Origin of the sequence: Streptomyces sp. NPDC096311 (genome assembly GCF_044763085.1) — a bacterium.
Taxonomy (GTDB): Bacteria; Actinomycetota; Actinomycetes; order Streptomycetales; family Streptomycetaceae; genus Streptomyces.
This window is the reverse complement of sequence record NZ_JBIWFN010000002.1, coordinates 802613-818691: the sequence shown is the minus strand read 5'-3', so window position 1 is coordinate 818691 and position 16079 is coordinate 802613. Positions and strand designations below refer to the sequence as shown.

16 protein-coding genes are annotated in these 16079 nt (G+C 72.3%); 6 read left to right on the top strand and 10 right to left on the bottom strand.

Annotated elements, in window-relative coordinates; translation table 11 throughout:
- Window positions 1-91: 91 nt before the first annotated feature.
- A complete protein-coding gene (locus ACIRA5_RS08285) occupies window positions 92-502 on the bottom strand; it encodes a rodlin (RefSeq protein ID WP_403688554.1) in 411 nt (136 codons plus the stop codon).
- A 252-nt stretch (window positions 503-754) separates the two neighbouring features.
- On the opposite strand from ACIRA5_RS08285, the gene ACIRA5_RS08280 reads away from it, so the two are divergent.
- From ACIRA5_RS08280 to ACIRA5_RS08265, 4 genes are all read left to right on the top strand, one after another.
- A complete protein-coding gene (locus tag ACIRA5_RS08280) occupies window positions 755-1165 on the top strand; it encodes a rodlin (RefSeq protein ID WP_403688553.1) in 411 nt (136 codons plus the stop codon).
- A 281-nt stretch (window positions 1166-1446) separates the two neighbouring features.
- The gene (locus ACIRA5_RS08275) at window positions 1447-1704 is read left to right on the top strand and encodes a chaplin (RefSeq protein WP_403688550.1); all 258 of its coding nucleotides are present in this window, start codon (window positions 1447-1449) and stop codon (window positions 1702-1704) included.
- A 128-nt stretch (window positions 1705-1832) separates the two neighbouring features.
- The gene (locus ACIRA5_RS08270) at window positions 1833-2699 is read left to right on the top strand and encodes a chaplin (RefSeq protein WP_403688658.1); all 867 of its coding nucleotides are present in this window, start codon (window positions 1833-1835) and stop codon (window positions 2697-2699) included.
- A gap of 211 nt (window positions 2700-2910) precedes the next feature.
- On the top strand, window positions 2911-4383 hold the full coding sequence (locus ACIRA5_RS08265) for a glycoside hydrolase family 26 protein (protein WP_403688548.1): 1473 nt from the start codon (window positions 2911-2913) through the stop codon (window positions 4381-4383).
- A gap of 22 nt (window positions 4384-4405) precedes the next feature.
- Here ACIRA5_RS08265 and ACIRA5_RS08260 read toward each other — a convergent pair whose 3' ends face one another.
- The 9 genes from ACIRA5_RS08260 to ACIRA5_RS08220 all read right to left on the bottom strand — a co-directional run bounded on the left by ACIRA5_RS08260 (window position 4406) and on the right by ACIRA5_RS08220 (window position 14421).
- Window positions 4406-5554, bottom strand: a complete 1149-nt coding sequence (locus tag ACIRA5_RS08260) for a GNAT family N-acetyltransferase (RefSeq protein WP_403688545.1) — start codon at window positions 5552-5554, stop codon at window positions 4406-4408.
- Between the two features lie 41 nt (window positions 5555-5595).
- Window positions 5596-6288 carry a lipopolysaccharide biosynthesis protein gene (locus tag ACIRA5_RS08255; RefSeq protein ID WP_403688542.1) on the bottom strand — a complete coding sequence of 231 codons (693 nt, stop codon included), beginning with the start codon at window positions 6286-6288 and terminating at the stop codon, window positions 5596-5598.
- Entirely contained in the window at window positions 6285-7418 is a 1134-nt protein-coding gene (locus ACIRA5_RS08250; RefSeq protein WP_403688540.1) for a glycosyltransferase, read from the bottom strand. Before ACIRA5_RS08250 ends, ACIRA5_RS08255 begins: the two co-directional genes overlap by 4 nt.
- Complete coding sequence (locus ACIRA5_RS08245; RefSeq protein WP_403688655.1) at window positions 7418-8110, bottom strand: polysaccharide deacetylase family protein; 693 nt, start codon at window positions 8108-8110, stop codon at window positions 7418-7420. The genes ACIRA5_RS08250 and ACIRA5_RS08245 overlap by 1 nt, the downstream gene beginning before the upstream one ends.
- 94 nt (window positions 8111-8204) lie before the next feature.
- On the bottom strand, window positions 8205-10064 hold the full coding sequence (gene murJ / locus ACIRA5_RS08240) for a murein biosynthesis integral membrane protein MurJ (RefSeq protein ID WP_403688538.1): 1860 nt from the start codon (window positions 10062-10064) through the stop codon (window positions 8205-8207).
- Entirely contained in the window at window positions 10061-11437 is a 1377-nt protein-coding gene (locus ACIRA5_RS08235) for an O-antigen ligase family protein (protein WP_403688535.1), read from the bottom strand. The genes murJ and ACIRA5_RS08235 overlap by 4 nt, the downstream gene beginning before the upstream one ends.
- A gap of 4 nt (window positions 11438-11441) precedes the next feature.
- Complete coding sequence (locus tag ACIRA5_RS08230; protein ID WP_403688533.1) at window positions 11442-12935, bottom strand: exopolysaccharide biosynthesis polyprenyl glycosylphosphotransferase; 1494 nt, start codon at window positions 12933-12935, stop codon at window positions 11442-11444.
- Complete coding sequence (locus ACIRA5_RS08225) at window positions 12932-14128, bottom strand: glycosyltransferase family 4 protein (RefSeq protein WP_403688530.1); 1197 nt, start codon at window positions 14126-14128, stop codon at window positions 12932-12934. The genes ACIRA5_RS08230 and ACIRA5_RS08225 overlap by 4 nt, the downstream gene beginning before the upstream one ends.
- A 41-nt stretch (window positions 14129-14169) precedes the next feature.
- Window positions 14170-14421, bottom strand: a complete 252-nt coding sequence (locus ACIRA5_RS08220; protein WP_403688527.1) for a hypothetical protein — start codon at window positions 14419-14421, stop codon at window positions 14170-14172.
- A 280-nt stretch (window positions 14422-14701) separates the two neighbouring features.
- Between ACIRA5_RS08220 and ACIRA5_RS08215 the strand changes: the two genes are divergently transcribed.
- The gene (locus ACIRA5_RS08215) at window positions 14702-14941 is read left to right on the top strand and encodes a chaplin (RefSeq protein ID WP_403688525.1); all 240 of its coding nucleotides are present in this window, start codon (window positions 14702-14704) and stop codon (window positions 14939-14941) included.
- Window positions 14942-15192: 251 nt separating this feature from the next.
- Window positions 15193-15948, top strand: coding sequence for a hypothetical protein (locus ACIRA5_RS08210; protein ID WP_403688522.1), 756 nt, complete (start codon window positions 15193-15195; stop codon window positions 15946-15948).
- Window positions 15949-16079 lie beyond the last annotated feature (131 nt).

Below are 16079 nucleotides of genomic sequence, written 5' to 3'. Positions count from 1 at the left end.
ACCGGCACCTGCACCACCTGCCACCGCCCCCTGCCCAGAACATCCCCCACCAGCCAGAACCTCAGAGCCAGAGCAACCTAACGGAGTCCTACTAGCGGTTGTTGGTGCCGTTGCCCGAGAGGACCGGGATCTGGTCCAGGATGTGCGACAGCGGCTCGTCGCCCTTGGCCTGGGTCGAGTTCTCGACGCACTGCTGGTTCTGCGGGGCCGACAGGATCGGGATGTCCTGCACGCTGATCGGGACGGCGCCGAGGACGGAGCCGACGTTGCCCTTGACGGGCAGGCCGATGCAGGGCTTGTTCAGCGAACCCTGGATGAGCGCCATCTGCGGGCTCATCTTGCCGAAGGTCGCCGAGTTGCCGAACGACTGCTCGGCGCCGTTGCCGCTGGTGGACGTCGTACCACCGCCGTTTCCGATGGCCAGCGCCTGCGGCGCGGCGGCAGCGGAAGCGCCGACGACGGAAGCGGCGACCGCCGCGGCGGCCATAACCTTCTTGATCACTAGCTAGTCCCTTCTGGAGAAACCCCGTCCACCGGAGCGTCATGGTCAACTGCCGCGGACGCGCATGGTTGCTCCGGTTCACTCCGATGGCCCACATCGAAGAGTGATTCCGCGACCCGTGAGTTCCTAAGGATTCCCGTGAATTCCCCACCGGTGAACGGGCCGTTCGGGTGAATCGCCGCAACCAATCCAGGGCCGCCTGGTTGAGTGCGAGAGCAGGAACATGTGTCTCTGCCAGGAAAGGACCGAGAAATGTTCAAGAAGGCAATGGCCGCGGCGGCGGTCGCCGCTTCCGTCGTCGGTGTCTCGGCGGCGGCCGCGCCCCAGGCGCTTGCCATCGGCGACGGCAACGGCACCACGTCGGTCAGCGGGAACGACGCCAAGCAGGCGTTCGGCAACTCCGTGACCAAGGGCAAGATGAGCCCCCAGCTCAGCCTGGCGCAGGGCACGCTGAACAAGCTCTGTGTCGGCCTGCCGGCCAAGGTGAACGCCGGTTCCCTCCTCGGCGCCGTCCCGATCACCGTCCAGGACGTCCCGATCCTGTCGGCCCCGCAGAACCAGCAGTGCGCCGAGAACTCGACCCAGGCCAAGGGCGACGAGCCGCTGTCGCACCTCGTGGACGACATCCCGGTCGTGTCCGGCAACGGCAGGGGCAACCGCTGACCGTCGCCCTTTTCCTCGCCTGAAGAGCTCGGGCCCCCGCGCAGCACGCGGCGGGGCCCGAGCTCTTCGGCGTCATATCGGCGGATTATTCAAGGGAAGCGTTTCTCCTCGTGGGTTCGTGTGAAGCTTCGGTGTTGATTCGAATGCGGGGCGATTCGAGTGAATTACCAAGCCGCACACGTTCTGTAGTTTCTTCCGACGTCTATCCCTCGTTTACAGCCTGCAGGTCATGGTGCGAGCCGTTCAAGCTGTGCTCGCTCGGTTTCGGCCGTCATAGGGGCATGACCGCAGAGAAGGGAAAGTACGTGAAGCACAAGAAGAGCGCTGCTGTCGTCGCCGGCGCGATCATGACCCTGGGGATGGCCGCCCCGGCCTTCGCGGACGCCGGTGCCGAGGGCGCCGCCGTCGGGTCTCCGGGTGTCCTCTCCGGCAACGTGGTCGAGGTCCCCGTGCACGTTCCCGTCAACCTGTGCGGCGACACGGTCGACGTCATCGCCCTGCTGAACCCGACGTTCGGCGGCGCCTGCGTGACCGACTGACGCGCAACGCGGCAGCCTTCCAGGCTGTGTCCTGGCCGGCCTTGGGCGCCCTTTCGGCTCCAAGGCCGGCTTTCCTTACTTCTTCAAGCAGGAAGACAACGAGATTGCGACAGACCCTGAGTAGGGGAATGGTCGTGGCCGCGGCTGCGACGGGCATCCTGTCTCTGTACGGCACCCCCGTGTTCGCCGACGCGGACGCGCACGGCGGCGCGTCGGACTCGCCCGGCGTGGCGTCGGGCAACACCGTTCAGCTCCCGGTGAACGTGCCGGTGAACGCCTGCGGCAACACCGTCAACGTGATCGCCGCGCTCAACCCGGCCTTCGGGAACTCCTGCGCCAACGGCTCGGGTTCACGCGGGTCGCAGAGCAAGGAGAGTTCGGAGGCTTCGGAGGGTTCGCAGGCGTCGCAGGAGCCGGCCCCCCACGAGAGCGCCTCCGGCTACGGCTCCGGCTTCTCGGACAGCGACTACGGCGAGGAGCCGGGCCCGTACGGCGGTCCCTCCGACTCCTCGGCGTACGGCGGGCCTTCCGGTTCGACGCACGGCGGCGCCTCGGCGTACGGCGAGGCGAACGGCTCGCCCGGTGTCGGGTCGGGCAACATCATTCAGCTCCCGGTGCATGTGCCGGTGAACGCGTGCGGCGACACCGTCAACGTGATCGCCGCGCTCAACCCGCCGCTCGGCAACAAGTGCGAGAACGGTCCCGGCTACGGCGACACCCCGCCGACGACGCCTCCCACGACACCACCCACCACTCCACCCACCACCCCGCCGACGACGCCCCCCACGACGCCGCCGACGACACCTCCCACCACCCCGCCGACGACGCCCCCCACGACGCCGCCGACGGCTCCGCCCTCCACTCCCCCCGGGTACCCGCCCACCCTGCCCCACACCGGCAGTGAGAACGTGCTCGCGGCCTCGGCCGCCAGCGCCGCACTGCTGCTCGGCGGGACAGTGCTGTACCGACGAGGCCGAGCCGCGTCCCGTCGTTAGTACGACCCTCTGGGTGCCGGACGCCTCATCGCGCCCGGCACCCGGGCTCGCGTCATCCATCGGGATCAAAGGACGCGGCCTCGGTTGGCGGGATTCGACTTCATATGACTGAGTGTCAGTAGAGGGAAAAGTATGAACAACTGACGGAAAACGCGTCCGAGCCATGGGAGTCGGCGCAGTCGGAGCTATGAGAGTGGAGAGGGGAGCAGGCATGGCCCCACGAAAACAACGGCCCCGAAGCGGAAGGCCGGCTGTCGTCGCGGCCGGCATCGTCGTCTCGGTCGCCCTGGCGGCCGGTCCCGGACACGCCGTCGGCGGTGCGCCGCGGGCCACCGACCCCCCGGCGCCGACACCGACGACGGTGACGCCGACACCGCCCACACAGCCGACACCGCCCACGGCCCCGACACCGACGACGACGGTGAAACCCACATCCCCGACTCCGGCCTCGGTGACACCGTCCGCGACCACGCCCGTGACACCACCGGTGCCGGTACCCGTCACGCCCACCGAACCGCCGACACCCGCGACGCCGACGACCGCCGTGACGCCGACGAGACCCGCGCCCAAACCCGCCGAGCCGCTCTCCGCGTTCGGCGCCTACCTCGACTACGGCCCCCGGGGTGTGGCCCGGATCGCCCAGCTCAGCCAGTGGCTGGGCGGCGCCCAACTCCGTGTCGCGCACACGTACCTGCCGGGCGATCGCTGGAGCAACATCGAAGGACCGCCCGGTTTCCTCGACGTCTGGGCGGACTGGCGGCGCGAGCGGAAGGACCGGATGCTCGTCCTCAACGTGCCGATGATGGAGCGCAACGAGGAGAACGTCTCCGACGCCGAGGTCCGGATGCTGCTGCAGCAGGGTGCCGCCGGCGCGTTCGACCGGCACTTCCGCACCCTCGCCCAGCGTCTGGTCGAGCTGGAGGTTCCGGACACCGTCATCGTCCTCGGCTGGGAGATGAACGGCATCACCTACACCCATCGCTGCGGGCCGGACCCGGAGGCGTGGAAGAGGTACTGGAACAGGATCGTCACGACCATGCGTTCGGTGCCGGGCCAGAAATTCCGGTTCGACTTCGCCCCGAGCCGCGGCCGGGACGCCGTTCCGTGGACGCAGTGCTATCCCGGGGACGACACGGTCGACATCGTCGGCATGGACTCGTACGACCAGCCGCGGGGGCTGTCATTCGACGAGGAGGTGAACGAGCCGTACGGCCTTCAGGAGCACGTGGACTTCGCCAAAGCCCACGGCAAACCCATCTCCTATCCCGAATGGGGTCTCTTCCGCAACGGCGACAACGCGGCGTACATGAAACGCATGCTCGCGTGGATGGACGACCACAAACCGCTGTACAACACGCTGACCGACTACTGCCCGCACGGCGTCTGGCAGTGCCACCAGAACCCGAGGGCGTCCCAGGTGTACCGCGCGGTGCTCTTCGGCCGCACCGACCCCACACCGCAGCCGACGACACCCGTACCCACACCCGTGACGCCGGTACCGACACCTGTACCGACGCCTGTGCCAACCCCCGTACCGACGCCTGTACCAACCCCCGTGCCGACTCCCGTGCCCACGCCGGTGGTGCCGCCCAACTGTTCGCCGCTGGACCTGGGCGACTGGGTGGAGTACTGGCTCGGCGGGAAGCTCTGTCTGCGCTTCGACTGGTGGTCGCGCACCCGGTGACACCGGCCCGGCGGCAGGCCCCTCACGGCCTGCCGCCACCGCCACCACTGCCACCGTCGGCGCCGGCGTCCGTACCACCTCCAGCCCGCTCCTTCCACCGGTGGATCAGCTCCTTGCCCCGGCCGCGCGCGGCGACGTCGCAGAGGACCGCCGACATCAGCGGCGCCGTACGTCGCCGGGCGAGCAGCAGCCGTTGGTTGACCACGGGTTCCGGGCGCCAGTGGTGCTTGTAGGGCTCGTCGCCGCGCAGCAGGCTCAGCGTTCCGCGTCCGCCGCCCTCGGTGTGCCGGGCGCAGGCGTTGAGCAGCATCACCGCCACGTCCGCCTTGCGCTCCCGCAGCTCCGGGTGGGCCCCGTACAGATAGCCGCCCGCCAGGCGTCGTGACAGCAGCGTGAGGTCCACGGCCATCACGGTGTCGTCGAGCCGGAACTCGGTGACCACGGCGTCCCCGGAGCGCACCATCGGGCCCACCGACCGCACCAGATGCTCGGAGAACCGCTCCTGGAGGTGTTCGGCCGTCACCTTCCTGCCCTGCCACTGGAGTCGGTGCAGTTCCAGCAGCCGGCGCAGTGCCGCGTCCACCTCGTCGTGCGGGACGTCCCGCTGCTCGATGCCGAGCGAGGCGAGCTTGCGCAGCTTGGCCCGGACGCGCTGGGCCTTGGACGAGGGCAGCCGACCGACGAGGTCGTCCATGGAGGCGGCGGGCAGTTCCAGGCACAGGGAGTCCCGGACCCGGCGGCGCGGTCCGCGCCAGCGCTCGTAGACCCGCTCCGCCGCGCCGCCGGGCGGTACCTCGCGGAAGTCGATCAGCGCGGTGCGGGCGACCGCGGACAGGCCCTCGGTGAGTGCCGCGGCGGCGCGGTCGGTGTGCTCGTCGTCGGTTCCGTCGTCGATGAGGACGTCGGCGTAGTCGGAGATCGCCCCGCCGAGCGGGACGAGCACGGGCAGCGGACGGTGTGCGCGCATCAGGGGCGCGACCGCGCGGAGTTCGCCGCCCTCGCGGACCAGGACCAGCCGCAGGCGGCCGGGGGAGCCGTACGACAGCCACCAGGAGTGCAGCCAGGCGTGGCTCTGGAACGGGGTGGCGGCGGCGCACCGGTCGTACAGACGTCCCCAGGCCGGGGCGAGCGCGGCGAACTCCGCTTCGTCAATGACGACTTCGGACCGCAATGATGTCCGGGTCGCGCGTACCCCGGTCCGCAGCGCCCCGCTCACCGTGGGCCGTGTCCGTCGGCGGCGGTGGCCGGGCTCGGTACGGAGGCCTGGAGCGCGGGGTCCGCGGTGCGCCGGGGACGGACCAGCAGGACCAGACCGCCCAGCAGCCCGCCGGCGCTCGCGCCGACCAGACCGGTCACTTTCGGGGAGGGCGAGGAGGCGGTGGTCGGCTTCGGCGCGCGGGAGAACTGCTGGAGTTCCACGTGGGTGCTGCTCTTGGTGTCGTTGGCGTGCCGGGTCAGGGCGCGCGCGACGGCGTTGGCCATGTCGGCCGCGAGATCCGGGCGCGAGGAGGTGGCGGAGACCGCGACCATCGGCGCGTCGGGCGAGGTCGCCGTCTGCACGCTCTGCTCCAGCGTCCGCACCGGCACTCCGGCCCACACCTGCGCGTCCCCGAGCACCGCGAGCTGCGTGGCGACCCGGCCGTACGCCTGCGCGAAGCCGAGCGCCGACGCCGGGTCCGACTTCTCGGTCGGGACGGCGATGACGTAACTCGTCGCCGTGTACGTCGGGGGCTTGAGGACGCCGTACGCGCCCCCGAGCGCGCCCCCGAGAAGGACGCCGGCGGCGAGCAGTGACCACGGCGGCACGACCCGCCCGCGGGCGAAGGCCGCGCGCGTCGAACCTGAGGGCAGGGACGGGCCGGAGGGTCCGGACGGGCGGTGCTGCCGGGTGGGATTTTCGGTCATGAGGAACTCACTCCCAGAGAGGTGCAGGAGACGGCGGCCGCGTACACGTCCATGAGCTGTGCGGCGCTGCGGGTGATGCAGTAGTGGTGGGCGGCGTCCGGTACCGAACGCGGCCCGGGGCCCTCCGCGCGGACCCGCAGGAGGGCTCGTACGAAGGAGTCGGCGCCGCCCTGGACCCGGCGGGCCCCCCGGGCGGCGCTCGGCGGCAGGTCCTCGACGGCCGGGCAGGAGACGTAGAGCACGGGCAGCCCGGCCGCCATCGCCTCCACCACCGCGAGTCCGAACGCCTCCTCGGCGCAGGGCGAGCAGAGGACGTCCATGGCCGCTGTCAGCGAGGGCAGATCGGCGCCCGGGAGGCCGCCGCCGGGGCGCTCGCCGGTGAACAGCACCCGGTCCCTGACCCCGGCGTCGTGCGCCGCCCGCCGCAGCACGCTCTCCTCGGCGCCGCCGCCGACCAGCAGCAACCAGTAGGTGCGGGGCAGTTCGGCCAGCGCGCGGATCAGGATGTCGAACCGCTTGCCCGCGGTGAGTCTTCCGACGCCGCCGACGACGTACGCGCCCTCCGGCAGTCCGAGGCGGCGGCGGGTGCGTTCGCGCAGCACCGGGTCGAAGCGGAAGCGGGCGACGTCGATGCCGTTCGGCACGATCTCGATGCGGGGTCCGGGCACGCCCCAGCGCTGGAGCCGGTCGGCGACGGTCGGTGAGACGGCGACGGTGGCGTGGCCGAGGCGCTCGCTGGCCAGGTACAGGGCGCGGACGCCCGCGCTCAGCCTGCGGCCTTCCATCTGGGAGTCGCCGAGGGAGTGTTCGGTGGCCACGACGGCCTTCACCCCGGCCAGGCGGGCGGCGATCCGGCCGTACACGCAGGCCCGGTAGAGGTGGGTGTGGACGAGGTCGTAGCCGCCCGCGCGGATCAGCTTCACCAGGCGGGGGAGGGCGGCGAGGTCGCGGTTGCCGGTCATGCCGAGGTGGACGACACGGACGCCGTCGTCGATGAGGCCGTCGGCGACCGCGCCCGGGTTGGTGAGGGTGACGACGTCGCACTCGACGGGCAGGTGGCGCAGGAGCAGGCGCAGTTGCTGCTCCGCGCCGCCGACGCCGAGGCCGGTGATGATGTGCAGGGCCTTCATCAGGCCCCCTCGACCGGCCTGCGCCGCAGCCGGTGCAGCTTGAGCTTCAACAGCAGGCGTACGGAGCTGTCGTTCTGGCCGATGTGGACGCGGGGGAGGGCGTACGGGCCGGTCAGCGGGCCGGGGTCGATCGCGCAGCCGTAGGTGTATCCCGCGTCGCGTACGGCGTCGACGACCCGCTGGTCGACCGTTCCGTACGGGTAGCAGAAGCCCTGGATGTGAGCACCGATCAACTCCGAGAGCACTGCTCTGCTTTCGGCGACCTCGGCGTGCAGCAGAGCGTCGTCCGCCCGCGTCAGATCGACGTGGGTGAGCCCGTGCGAGCCGATCTCGATGCCCTCGGAGGCGGCGGCCAGCCGGATGCCCCGCTTGTCGAGCAGGCGCTTGCGGGGGCCGAGCGGGTCCCAGGCGTTCTCGCCGGCCAGCCGGCCGGGCAGGACGAAGAGGGTCGCGCCGCAGTCGTGCCGGCGCAGGACGGGCAGGGCGGCCTCGACGAAGTCGGCGTACCCGTCGTCGAAGGTGAGACCGACCAGGTCCCTGCCCCCACCGCGCGCACGGGCGGCGAGCAGCTCGGACACGCTCACCCCGCGCAGGCCGCGGCGCCGCAGCCAGCCGAGCTGGTGGTCGAGGCGGTCCGGGGAGACCGTGATGCGGTACGGGTCGTCGAAGCAGTCGCCCACGGAGTGGTACATCGCCACCCAGGGGGTCGCGTCGACGGAGCCGGTACCGGTACGTCTGACGCCGGCGGTACGTCTGCTGCCGGTACGTCTGATGCCGTGGGTGCTGTCAGCGGAAACGGACATGCGGGAGCCTTCGTGTGACGGAACGGAGGGCGGGTGCGAGGGCCTGGACCCGCAGGGCCCAGGCCAGTAGGGCGAACACGACGGTCACGACCGTGCCGCCGGTGAGGAGACCGAGCAGGGGGGAGTGCACACGGCTCGCGCAGAAAGTCCCCGCGGCGGCGGCGACGAGCGCCGCGCGCACCGGTTTGCCGAGTTCGGCGACCACGAGCCGGGTGCGGATCGGCACACTGCGCGGGCCCATGCCGTACAGCAGGAGCAGGGCGCTGAGGGTGATGCCGCCCGCGTTGGCCGCCGCGATCCCGCACACCCCCCAGGAGCCGACGGTCAGCGCGCCGATCCAGGAGGTCGCGATGATCCCCGCGGTCATCGCGAACAGCGGGTACCAGGTGGGCCGCCCCGAGGAGAAGTACGAGCGGACCAGCGCGCCCACCAGGGTGTGGCCGAGCAGCCCGAGGGCGTACACGCGCATGACGGCGGCGGTGGCCGCGGTGTCCTGGGGGGTGAACGCGCCCCGCTGGAACAGCAGCTGGATGATCTGCGGCGCACAGGCGATGACCGCCGCCGCGCCGAGCAGCACCGTGCAGGAGACGACGGCCAGATCGTGTTCCACCCGGCTGCGGGCGCGCGCGGTGTCGCCCTCGGCCATCGCCTGCGCCACCACCGGGAAGGTGACGGTGCACAGCATCAGCGAGAGCACCATCGGCATCTGCGCGACCTTCTGCGCGTAGTTCAGGTGCGAGATGGCGCCCGCGGGCAGTGAGGAGGCCAGGAAGCGTTCGATCAGGACCTGGGACTGACGGACCAGGGCGAAGAGCAGGACGGTGATGACGAGGGTGAGGTCCATCGGGCGGGCGGCCTCGATCCTCTCGAGGCCCGCCTCCTTCCCGGCCGCGCCGCGTCGGCCGAGCTGCCGCCACAGGGAGGGAGCCTGCGCGACCACCATCAGCGCACCGCCCACCGCGACCCCGAGGGCCGCCGCGCGCACGCCCCAGCGCCCGCCGAGCACGAACATCGCCGTGATGATGCCGGTGTTGTACGCGACGTAGATCGCCGCGGGCGCGACGAACCTGCGGTGCGCCCGCAGCGCCGCGCTGCAGTAGCCGGCCAGCCCGAAGCTCAGGACACAGGTGGCCGTCAACCGGGTGCAGTCGACGGCGAGATGGGGGTCGGGCAGTCCGGGTGCGAGGGCTTCGACCAGGTAGGGGGCTCCGGCGATGAGGAGGGCTGCGGTGGCCATGAAGGCGAGCGTCAGACGGGGCAGGGTGGCGGCGACCAGGGCTCGGACCGGGTCGCCGACGGATCCCCGGGCGCGCTGGGCCACCGCCATGCTGAACGCCGGTACGAGCACGAAGGCGAGGCCGTCCTCGATCAGCAGCGTCGCCGCGAACTCCGGCACGGTCCAGGCGACCAGGAAGGCGTCGGTGTCGGAGTCGGCCCCGAACAGGTGTGCGAGGGCCTGGTCGCGGCCGAGGCCCAGCAGGGCCCCGGCGATGGACAGGGCGATGGTGACGAGGGCGGCCCTGGCGAGGAAGCGGTTGGAGGAGGGTTCTGGGGGATTCGGGGAGTCCGGGGAGCCTGGGTGGGGCGGGGAGTCCGGGGGTTCTGGGGGCGGGTCGGGTGTGGCGCGCGGGTCGGATGTGAGGCGTGTGCCGGATGCGGGGGGAGCGCTGCGAGCGGAGGGCAGTACGAGTGCGCCGCCGGGCTCGAAACCGGCCTCGTATCCGGGCTCGACATCAGGCTCGTGTCCGGGCTCGACACCGGCCTCGAAACCGGCCTGGGCCTTGGTGTCGGCCCGGGGACCGGCGTCGCGACCGGCAGTCGCCCGGGGAGGCTTCACCGTCATCGCGCCGCGGCCTCCTCAGGCGAGGGGTACCGCGACGAGCGGGACATCGACGAGGGGGACACCGGTGAGGCCGGATCCATCAGCGCCCACCACGCCACCAGCCCGAAGACCACGGCCGTCAGCACGGTGGAAGGCCCGCCGATGTCCGCGTACACGAAGTCGAACAACTGCCAGACGAGCAGCCCGCACCCGACGAGCGCGCAGTCGAGGCCCGACGGGGTCCGCCGTACCCTGGCCAGCCCGGTCAGCGCGCACACCAGGAGGGCCGCCCAGCCGCCCGCGAGGGCGAGCAGCCCGATCAGGCCCTGCTCACTGAGGACGAGCAGGTACATGTTGTGCGGCGACAGCAGCGGCTGTCTGCGGTAGGCGGAGCCCGCGCCCCCGATGTCGCTGCCCGAGGAGAGCGCGAGCGAGGCGTGGCCGTCGCGCTGGTCGGGGAAGGCCTTCAGCCCGACGCCGGTCAGCGGGTGGTCGCGCCACATGTCGACGGCCGCCGCCCACATCGTGTACCGGTCGACGACGGACTGGTCCGGGGCGTCGGTGACCTGCGTGATGCTGTCGATGCGCTCCTGGAGCATGATCGTGCCGATACCGAACCCGCCCACCAGGACGACGCCGGCGGCGGCCACCGCGACGCCCACCTTGACCGCGCGCCGCAGACCCGCCAGCACCACCTGGGCGCCGCACGCGACCACCGTGGCGATCCACGCGCCCCGGCTGAACGACAGCGCGAGCGGCAGCAGCAGCGCCGGCACGCACACCAGGGCGGCCGTCCGCTGCCGCGCGGTGACCGGCCCGAGCGCCAGCGCCACCGCGCACACCAGCCCGAACGCGACCACGGTCGCCATGCCCATCACGTCCGTCGGCCCGAAGGTGCCCACGGCCCGGATGTCCTCGCCCATGTACGTGGCCCCGGTCCCGGTGACGTACTGGTGCACCCCGACGGCCCCCTGCCACAGCGCGAGACCGACGAACGACCAGGCGAGCAGCCGGAAGTCGCGGCGGTCGCGCACCGACAGCAGGACGGCCGCCGGGACCAGCACGAAGATCTGCAGATAGCGGGCGAGCCCGGTGATCCCGGCCCCGGGGCTCGCCGCCCCGGCCGCCGAGATCGCGATGCCGACCACGGGGAGTCCGAGGACCACCGCGGCGGTACGGGACAGGGGGCGCCGACGGGCCCGTACGAGACGTACCGCGCAGCACACCACGGCCAGGGCGGACATGGCGTCCGCGAGGTTCGCGCCGCCCTCGGTGTCCGGCGCGACCGGCAGTCCGAGCAGGGCGATCACCGCGACGACGGGCAGGACGGGCAGCGCGCGCCGGAGCGCGGCGGTCAGCGGGGCGAGCGGCGAAACCGGCAGCGTCTGGCTCATCGGCTCAGCTTCCCGTCGGACGGACGAGCGCGGCGGCCGTGCGCAGCAGGATGCAGATGTCCTGCCACAGCGACCAGTCGTCGATGTACGCGTTGTCGAACCGGCAGCGGTCCTCGATGGAGGTGTCGCCGCGCAGACCGTGGATCTGGGCCAGGCCCGTGATGCCGGTCCGCATCCGGTGGCGGGCCGCGTAGCCGGGGTAGGTCTGGCTGAACTTGCCGACGAAGTAGGGACGTTCGGGGCGGGGGCCGACCAGGCTCATGTCGCCCCTCAGGACGTTCCAGAGCTGGAGCAGTTCGTCGAGCGAGGAGCGGCGCAGGAAGTGGCAGAAGCGGCCCATCTCCCGCTCGTCCGCGACGCTCCAGCGGGTCGCGGCCTCGTGTGCGTCGACCGGGCGGTGGGTGCGGAACTTCAGCAGGGTGAAGGGCCGCCCGTCCTTGCCGATGCGCTCCTGCCGGAAGACCACGCCGGGCCCGCCGCTCAGCCGCAGTGCCGCCGCGCACATCAGCAGCAGCGGGCTGACCAGCAGGAGCAGCGTCCCGGAGACGACGATGTCGAGGAGCCGTTTGGCGAGGTTCCCGTGACGCCGTGAGACGTCGATCCGTTCGCAGGAGAACCCGGCGAGCCGGCTGCTCCCGGCCTTGTGCGAGGAGGAGTCCGCCGTGTGCGACGGGGAGTCCGCGTCGAGCTGCCACAGCGTGCAGCCCGCCTCGGCCAACGCCCGCAGCAGGGGGCCGTGTTCGCGGCGCGGTTCCACGACGAGCACGGCGCGCACGCCGTTCTGGATGAGGGCCCGCTGCACTTCCTCGCCGGTGGTCAGGACCGGCAGCCCGTCGGACCCGGCCGCCTGGTCGGCGACGACGCCCACCGGCCGCAGCCCGTAGCGAGGATGGCGAAGTAACGCCGCGGCCACCCGCCGCCCGGTCGCCGCGGGGCCGATCACCAGCGCGGCGCTCGGACGTAGGACGAGGGCCCTGCGCAGCCGCCAGTACACCGCGGCGCGGCCCGCGCAGCTCACCGCCGACTGGAGCACACAGCCCGCCGCCAGCGTGCGCGCGGACAGCGCGGTGGCAGGGACGAGCGCCGTCGCCAGGGCCGCGAGGGCGCACCACGTCACCGCGATCCGCGCGCAGACGACCGGCAGTTCGTCCAGTACGGCGGGCACCGGCGCGGGGCGGTACAGGCCCGCATGCGCGCTCAGCGTGAGGACGGCGAGCACCAGCGCGGCGACCAGCGGCGCGTGCGGCCGGACCTCGGCGAGCGCCAGAGCGGCGAGCAGCGCGGCGCCGCCGTCCGCGACGAGCAACGGCAGCGGCGCGCCGCGCGAGACGGAGCGCCGCGCGAGGTGGCGTACGAGGTGGCGCGCGGAGGGCGGCCGTCGTCCGGCCGGGAATCTGAAGCCCTCGTCGGCCCCGCGCGGAGGAATGACCGAGACGGGCGAGAATCCGTACTCCCGGGGCTGTCCGCCGGGGGAGGGAACGGTGCTTTCCGCAGTCACGTGTGGCTGGACTCCCTGTACTCGGTGTGTTCTCCGCTCGCGGCGTGCGCGCCGGACGCCGGGGCGAGCAGCTCGCGGTACACCTCCGCGACCGCGGCGGTGGCGCGCCGTACGTCGTGCGCGGCCAGTACGTGGCGGCGCCCCTGGTGCCCGAGTGACGCGCGCAGCGGCGGATCGGTGAGCAGGGCGCAGATCGCCCGGGCCAGCGGGGCCGGTGCCCGCGCGGGGACCAGACAGTGGGTGTCGAGGCCCGGCGGCAGGCTCTCCCGGGCGCCGTCCACGTCCGTCAGCACGACCGGGCGCCCGCAGGCCATGGCCTCCAGCGGGGCCAGCGCCATGCCCTCCCAGCGGGACGGCAGCACCACCAGATCGGCGGCCTGGTACCAGGGCAGGGCGTCGGGGGCCGCCCCGGCGAACAGGACTCCCTCGGGCGCCGTGGCCCGCAGGCGCCCGGTGTCCGGCCCGTCGCCGACCAGCACAAGCCGGGCGCCCGGCAGCTGACGGACCACCGTCCGCCAGGCCTCCAGCAGGACGTCCTGGCCCTTCTGCGGGCACAGCCGCCCGACGCAGACGACCAGCGGAGCCGCCGGATCGCCCCCGGCGTGGGTGAGCAGGGGGATTCCGGCCCGTACGGCCGCCACGGCCGCCGGGTGGAAGTGCTCGGTGTCGATGCCGTTGGGGATCACGGCCCAGTGGGCCCTGATACCGGCGCGCACGCCGGTCGTACGCTCCGCTTCACTCACACACACCACCCGGGACGCCCAACGCGCCCCCCACCGCTCCCACTTCAGCGCGAGGGCCGCTGTGGCCCCGTCGGCCGCCTCGAAGGACCAGGCGTGCGGCTGGAACACGGTCGGCACCCGGCCGCGCACGGCCAGCCGCCCGGCGAGCCCCGCCTTGGCACTGTGCGCGTGCACCACATCGGGCCGCGCCCGCGCGACGACCGGGGCGAGCCGTCGCACCTCCCGTGCCAGTCGCGGACCCGGCGCACGCGTCGCGGACCAGTGCCGTACGTCGCTGCCCAGGGCCCGCAGCGTGTGCGCGAGGTCGCTGTCCCGCAGGCAGGCCACCGTGACGTGCGCTCCGTCGGCGAGCTGTGCCTTCACCAGGTCGGTGAGCACTCGGGCGACTCCGCCGTCGACCGGCTGGGTGAGGTGCAGGACCCGTGGGGGGTCGGTCGATGGCAGGTGCATGCGCGGGTTCCTCGCTAACGGGCTGCGCTCACGGGCGCGCGTCACTGCTGCGCGTCGACGGCGGCGAGCAGCGCTCCGACCCAGGCCGCGTCCCGCTGCGAAACGAGCCGGACGCCCAACTGGTCACCCCTGCCTCGGATTTCACTCCCGAGATCGAGGAGGTCGGAGTCGCGGCTGAGAGTGTTCGAGTGGGCGGGCGCGCGTTCGATCAACAGGGTCAGGTGCCGCGGTGGCTCCGTCCGCTTCTCGTACGCCGTCGCGCGGCGCGGCAGCGGGCCCGGGGAATGACGCATGACCGGCGTTGCCCTTTCGGGAGAAAAGGTTCGGGACCTGCGGACGGACGGAAATCTGCGGATCTGATTCCGGCGTCTGATGCCAAGCAGCCTCAGGAGGTGGCCGACTCTAGTCGCTATCCGTATTAATTCGGAGAAACCTCACAAGTGTGTCGGAATAGTGAAGTCCGGTGGTCGTGGGATCACTCCTTTGGAGGCACAACCCGCGCGTGTGCCGCGCGTTGATTCCAGCGCCGGGCATCCCGCCCGGCGGTAGGACAACTCCAAGGAGCACTTCTCCATGTCGCGTATCGCGAAGGGCCTGGCCCTGACCTCCGTTGCCGCCGCCGCCATGGCGGGCACCGCCGGCATCGCCGCCGCCGACAGCGACGCACACGGCGCGGCCGCCCACTCGCCGGGTGTCCTGTCGGGCAACACCGCGCAGGTGCCGATCCATGTCCCCGTCGACTTCTGCGGGAACACCGTCGACGTGGTCGGCCTGCTGAACCCCGGGTTCGGCAACCGATGCGCCAACGACTGACGTCAGACCGGACCCTTCCGCCGGCCGTCCTTCCCAACGGGAGGGCGGCCGGTCCGCGTCGGCCCGAATGGAGGTAGGGCGCCCTCGAATGGAGGGAAGGGGTCGAGAGGGCCCGGCGTGGCTTCCCACCAGGGAAGACGGCGATGACAGGGGGCCCGCGTTGCTACAGGGTGCGTTCGATCAGTTGCAGACGGCGACCGGTACTTCCACGGTGGGCAGCAAGATCCGACGCACCATCGAAGGGAACCTCCATGCGTGCTCTGCCCGCACGGCGCCTCGCGTCCTCAGTACTCTGTGCCTCGCTCCTGCTCGGGATATCCGGGCCGGTCGCGCTGGCGGCCGACAGCGACTCGGCGCGTGGTCACACGCGTGCGTCGGCACCCGTCCCCGGCGCGGACGCGTTGCTGGCGCAGGTGAAGTCGCTGGCCGACATAGCCGGTGTCCTCGCCCCGGTCACCGATCTGCTCAACGCCGTGCTCAAGGCAGAGAACGGCCAGCTCTCCGCCGACCAGGCGGCGAAGCTCGCCCAGGCCGTGAAGGACGCGATCGCCAAGGCCGGCGCGGCCGTTCCGGTCACCCCGCCGGCCGTGTCGACGCCCACCCTGCCGGCGCTGCCCGCCGTACCCACGCTGCCCTCGGTGAAGAAGAGCGCCGAGGAGCAGGACAACAAGGCGCCGCGCGACAAGGGTTCGCGCGCCCCGGCCGCGCGGGACCTCGCGGGTGACGCGCTCGCCGCCCTCCAGAAGGCGGTCGACACGCTCGTCGCGGCGGCCACCTCGGGCGACGCGACCAAGGTGGTGCCCGCGGCCACGGCCGTGCTGACGGGCCTCGTCAACTTCGTCGTCGCCGTGGTCCTCGGCGGTGGCCTGCCCACGGCGAGCCTGCCCGGTCTGCCGCCGCTCCCTGCCCTGCCGACTCCCGCACTGCCCACCCCCGCATTGCCCACCCCCGCACTGCCGACTCCCGCACTGCCGACCCCGGCGCTGCCGAGTCTGCCCGCGGTCTGACCCCGCGAGTCGCCATCCCGCCGTGGGGGGGGGGGCCCCCCCGGCGCCCCCCGCCGGGGGGGGGGTGGGGGCCCCCGCCGGGGGGTTTTTTTTTGTTTTTTGTGGGTCATCTATTAACAAGCGGGTGTGGG

What these genes read in the sequence shown, in the direction of transcription:
- ACIRA5_RS08280 (WP_403688553.1), top strand. Translation starts at nt 755, where the DNA reads ATGTTCAAGAAGGCAATGGCCGCGGCGGCGGTCGCCGCTTCCGTCGTC.
- ACIRA5_RS08275 (WP_403688550.1), top strand. Translation starts at nt 1,447, where the DNA reads ATGACCGCAGAGAAGGGAAAGTACGTGAAGCACAAGAAGAGCGCTGCT.
- ACIRA5_RS08270 (WP_403688658.1), top strand. Translation starts at nt 1,833, where the DNA reads ATGGTCGTGGCCGCGGCTGCGACGGGCATCCTGTCTCTGTACGGCACC.
- ACIRA5_RS08265 (WP_403688548.1), top strand. Translation starts at nt 2,911, where the DNA reads ATGGCCCCACGAAAACAACGGCCCCGAAGCGGAAGGCCGGCTGTCGTC.
- ACIRA5_RS08255 (WP_403688542.1), bottom strand. Translation starts at nt 6,288, where the DNA reads ATGACCGAAAATCCCACCCGGCAGCACCGCCCGTCCGGACCCTCCGGC.
- ACIRA5_RS08250 (WP_403688540.1), bottom strand. Translation starts at nt 7,418, where the DNA reads ATGAAGGCCCTGCACATCATCACCGGCCTCGGCGTCGGCGGCGCGGAG.
- ACIRA5_RS08245 (WP_403688655.1), bottom strand. Translation starts at nt 8,110, where the DNA reads ATGTACCACTCCGTGGGCGACTGCTTCGACGACCCGTACCGCATCACG.
- murJ (WP_403688538.1), bottom strand. Translation starts at nt 10,064, where the DNA reads ATGACGGTGAAGCCTCCCCGGGCGACTGCCGGTCGCGACGCCGGTCCC.
- ACIRA5_RS08235 (WP_403688535.1), bottom strand. Translation starts at nt 11,437, where the DNA reads ATGAGCCAGACGCTGCCGGTTTCGCCGCTCGCCCCGCTGACCGCCGCG.
- ACIRA5_RS08225 (WP_403688530.1), bottom strand. Translation starts at nt 14,128, where the DNA reads ATGCACCTGCCATCGACCGACCCCCCACGGGTCCTGCACCTCACCCAG.
- ACIRA5_RS08220 (WP_403688527.1), bottom strand. Translation starts at nt 14,421, where the DNA reads ATGCGTCATTCCCCGGGCCCGCTGCCGCGCCGCGCGACGGCGTACGAG.
- ACIRA5_RS08215 (WP_403688525.1), top strand. Translation starts at nt 14,702, where the DNA reads ATGTCGCGTATCGCGAAGGGCCTGGCCCTGACCTCCGTTGCCGCCGCC.
- ACIRA5_RS08210 (WP_403688522.1), top strand. Translation starts at nt 15,193, where the DNA reads ATGCGTGCTCTGCCCGCACGGCGCCTCGCGTCCTCAGTACTCTGTGCC.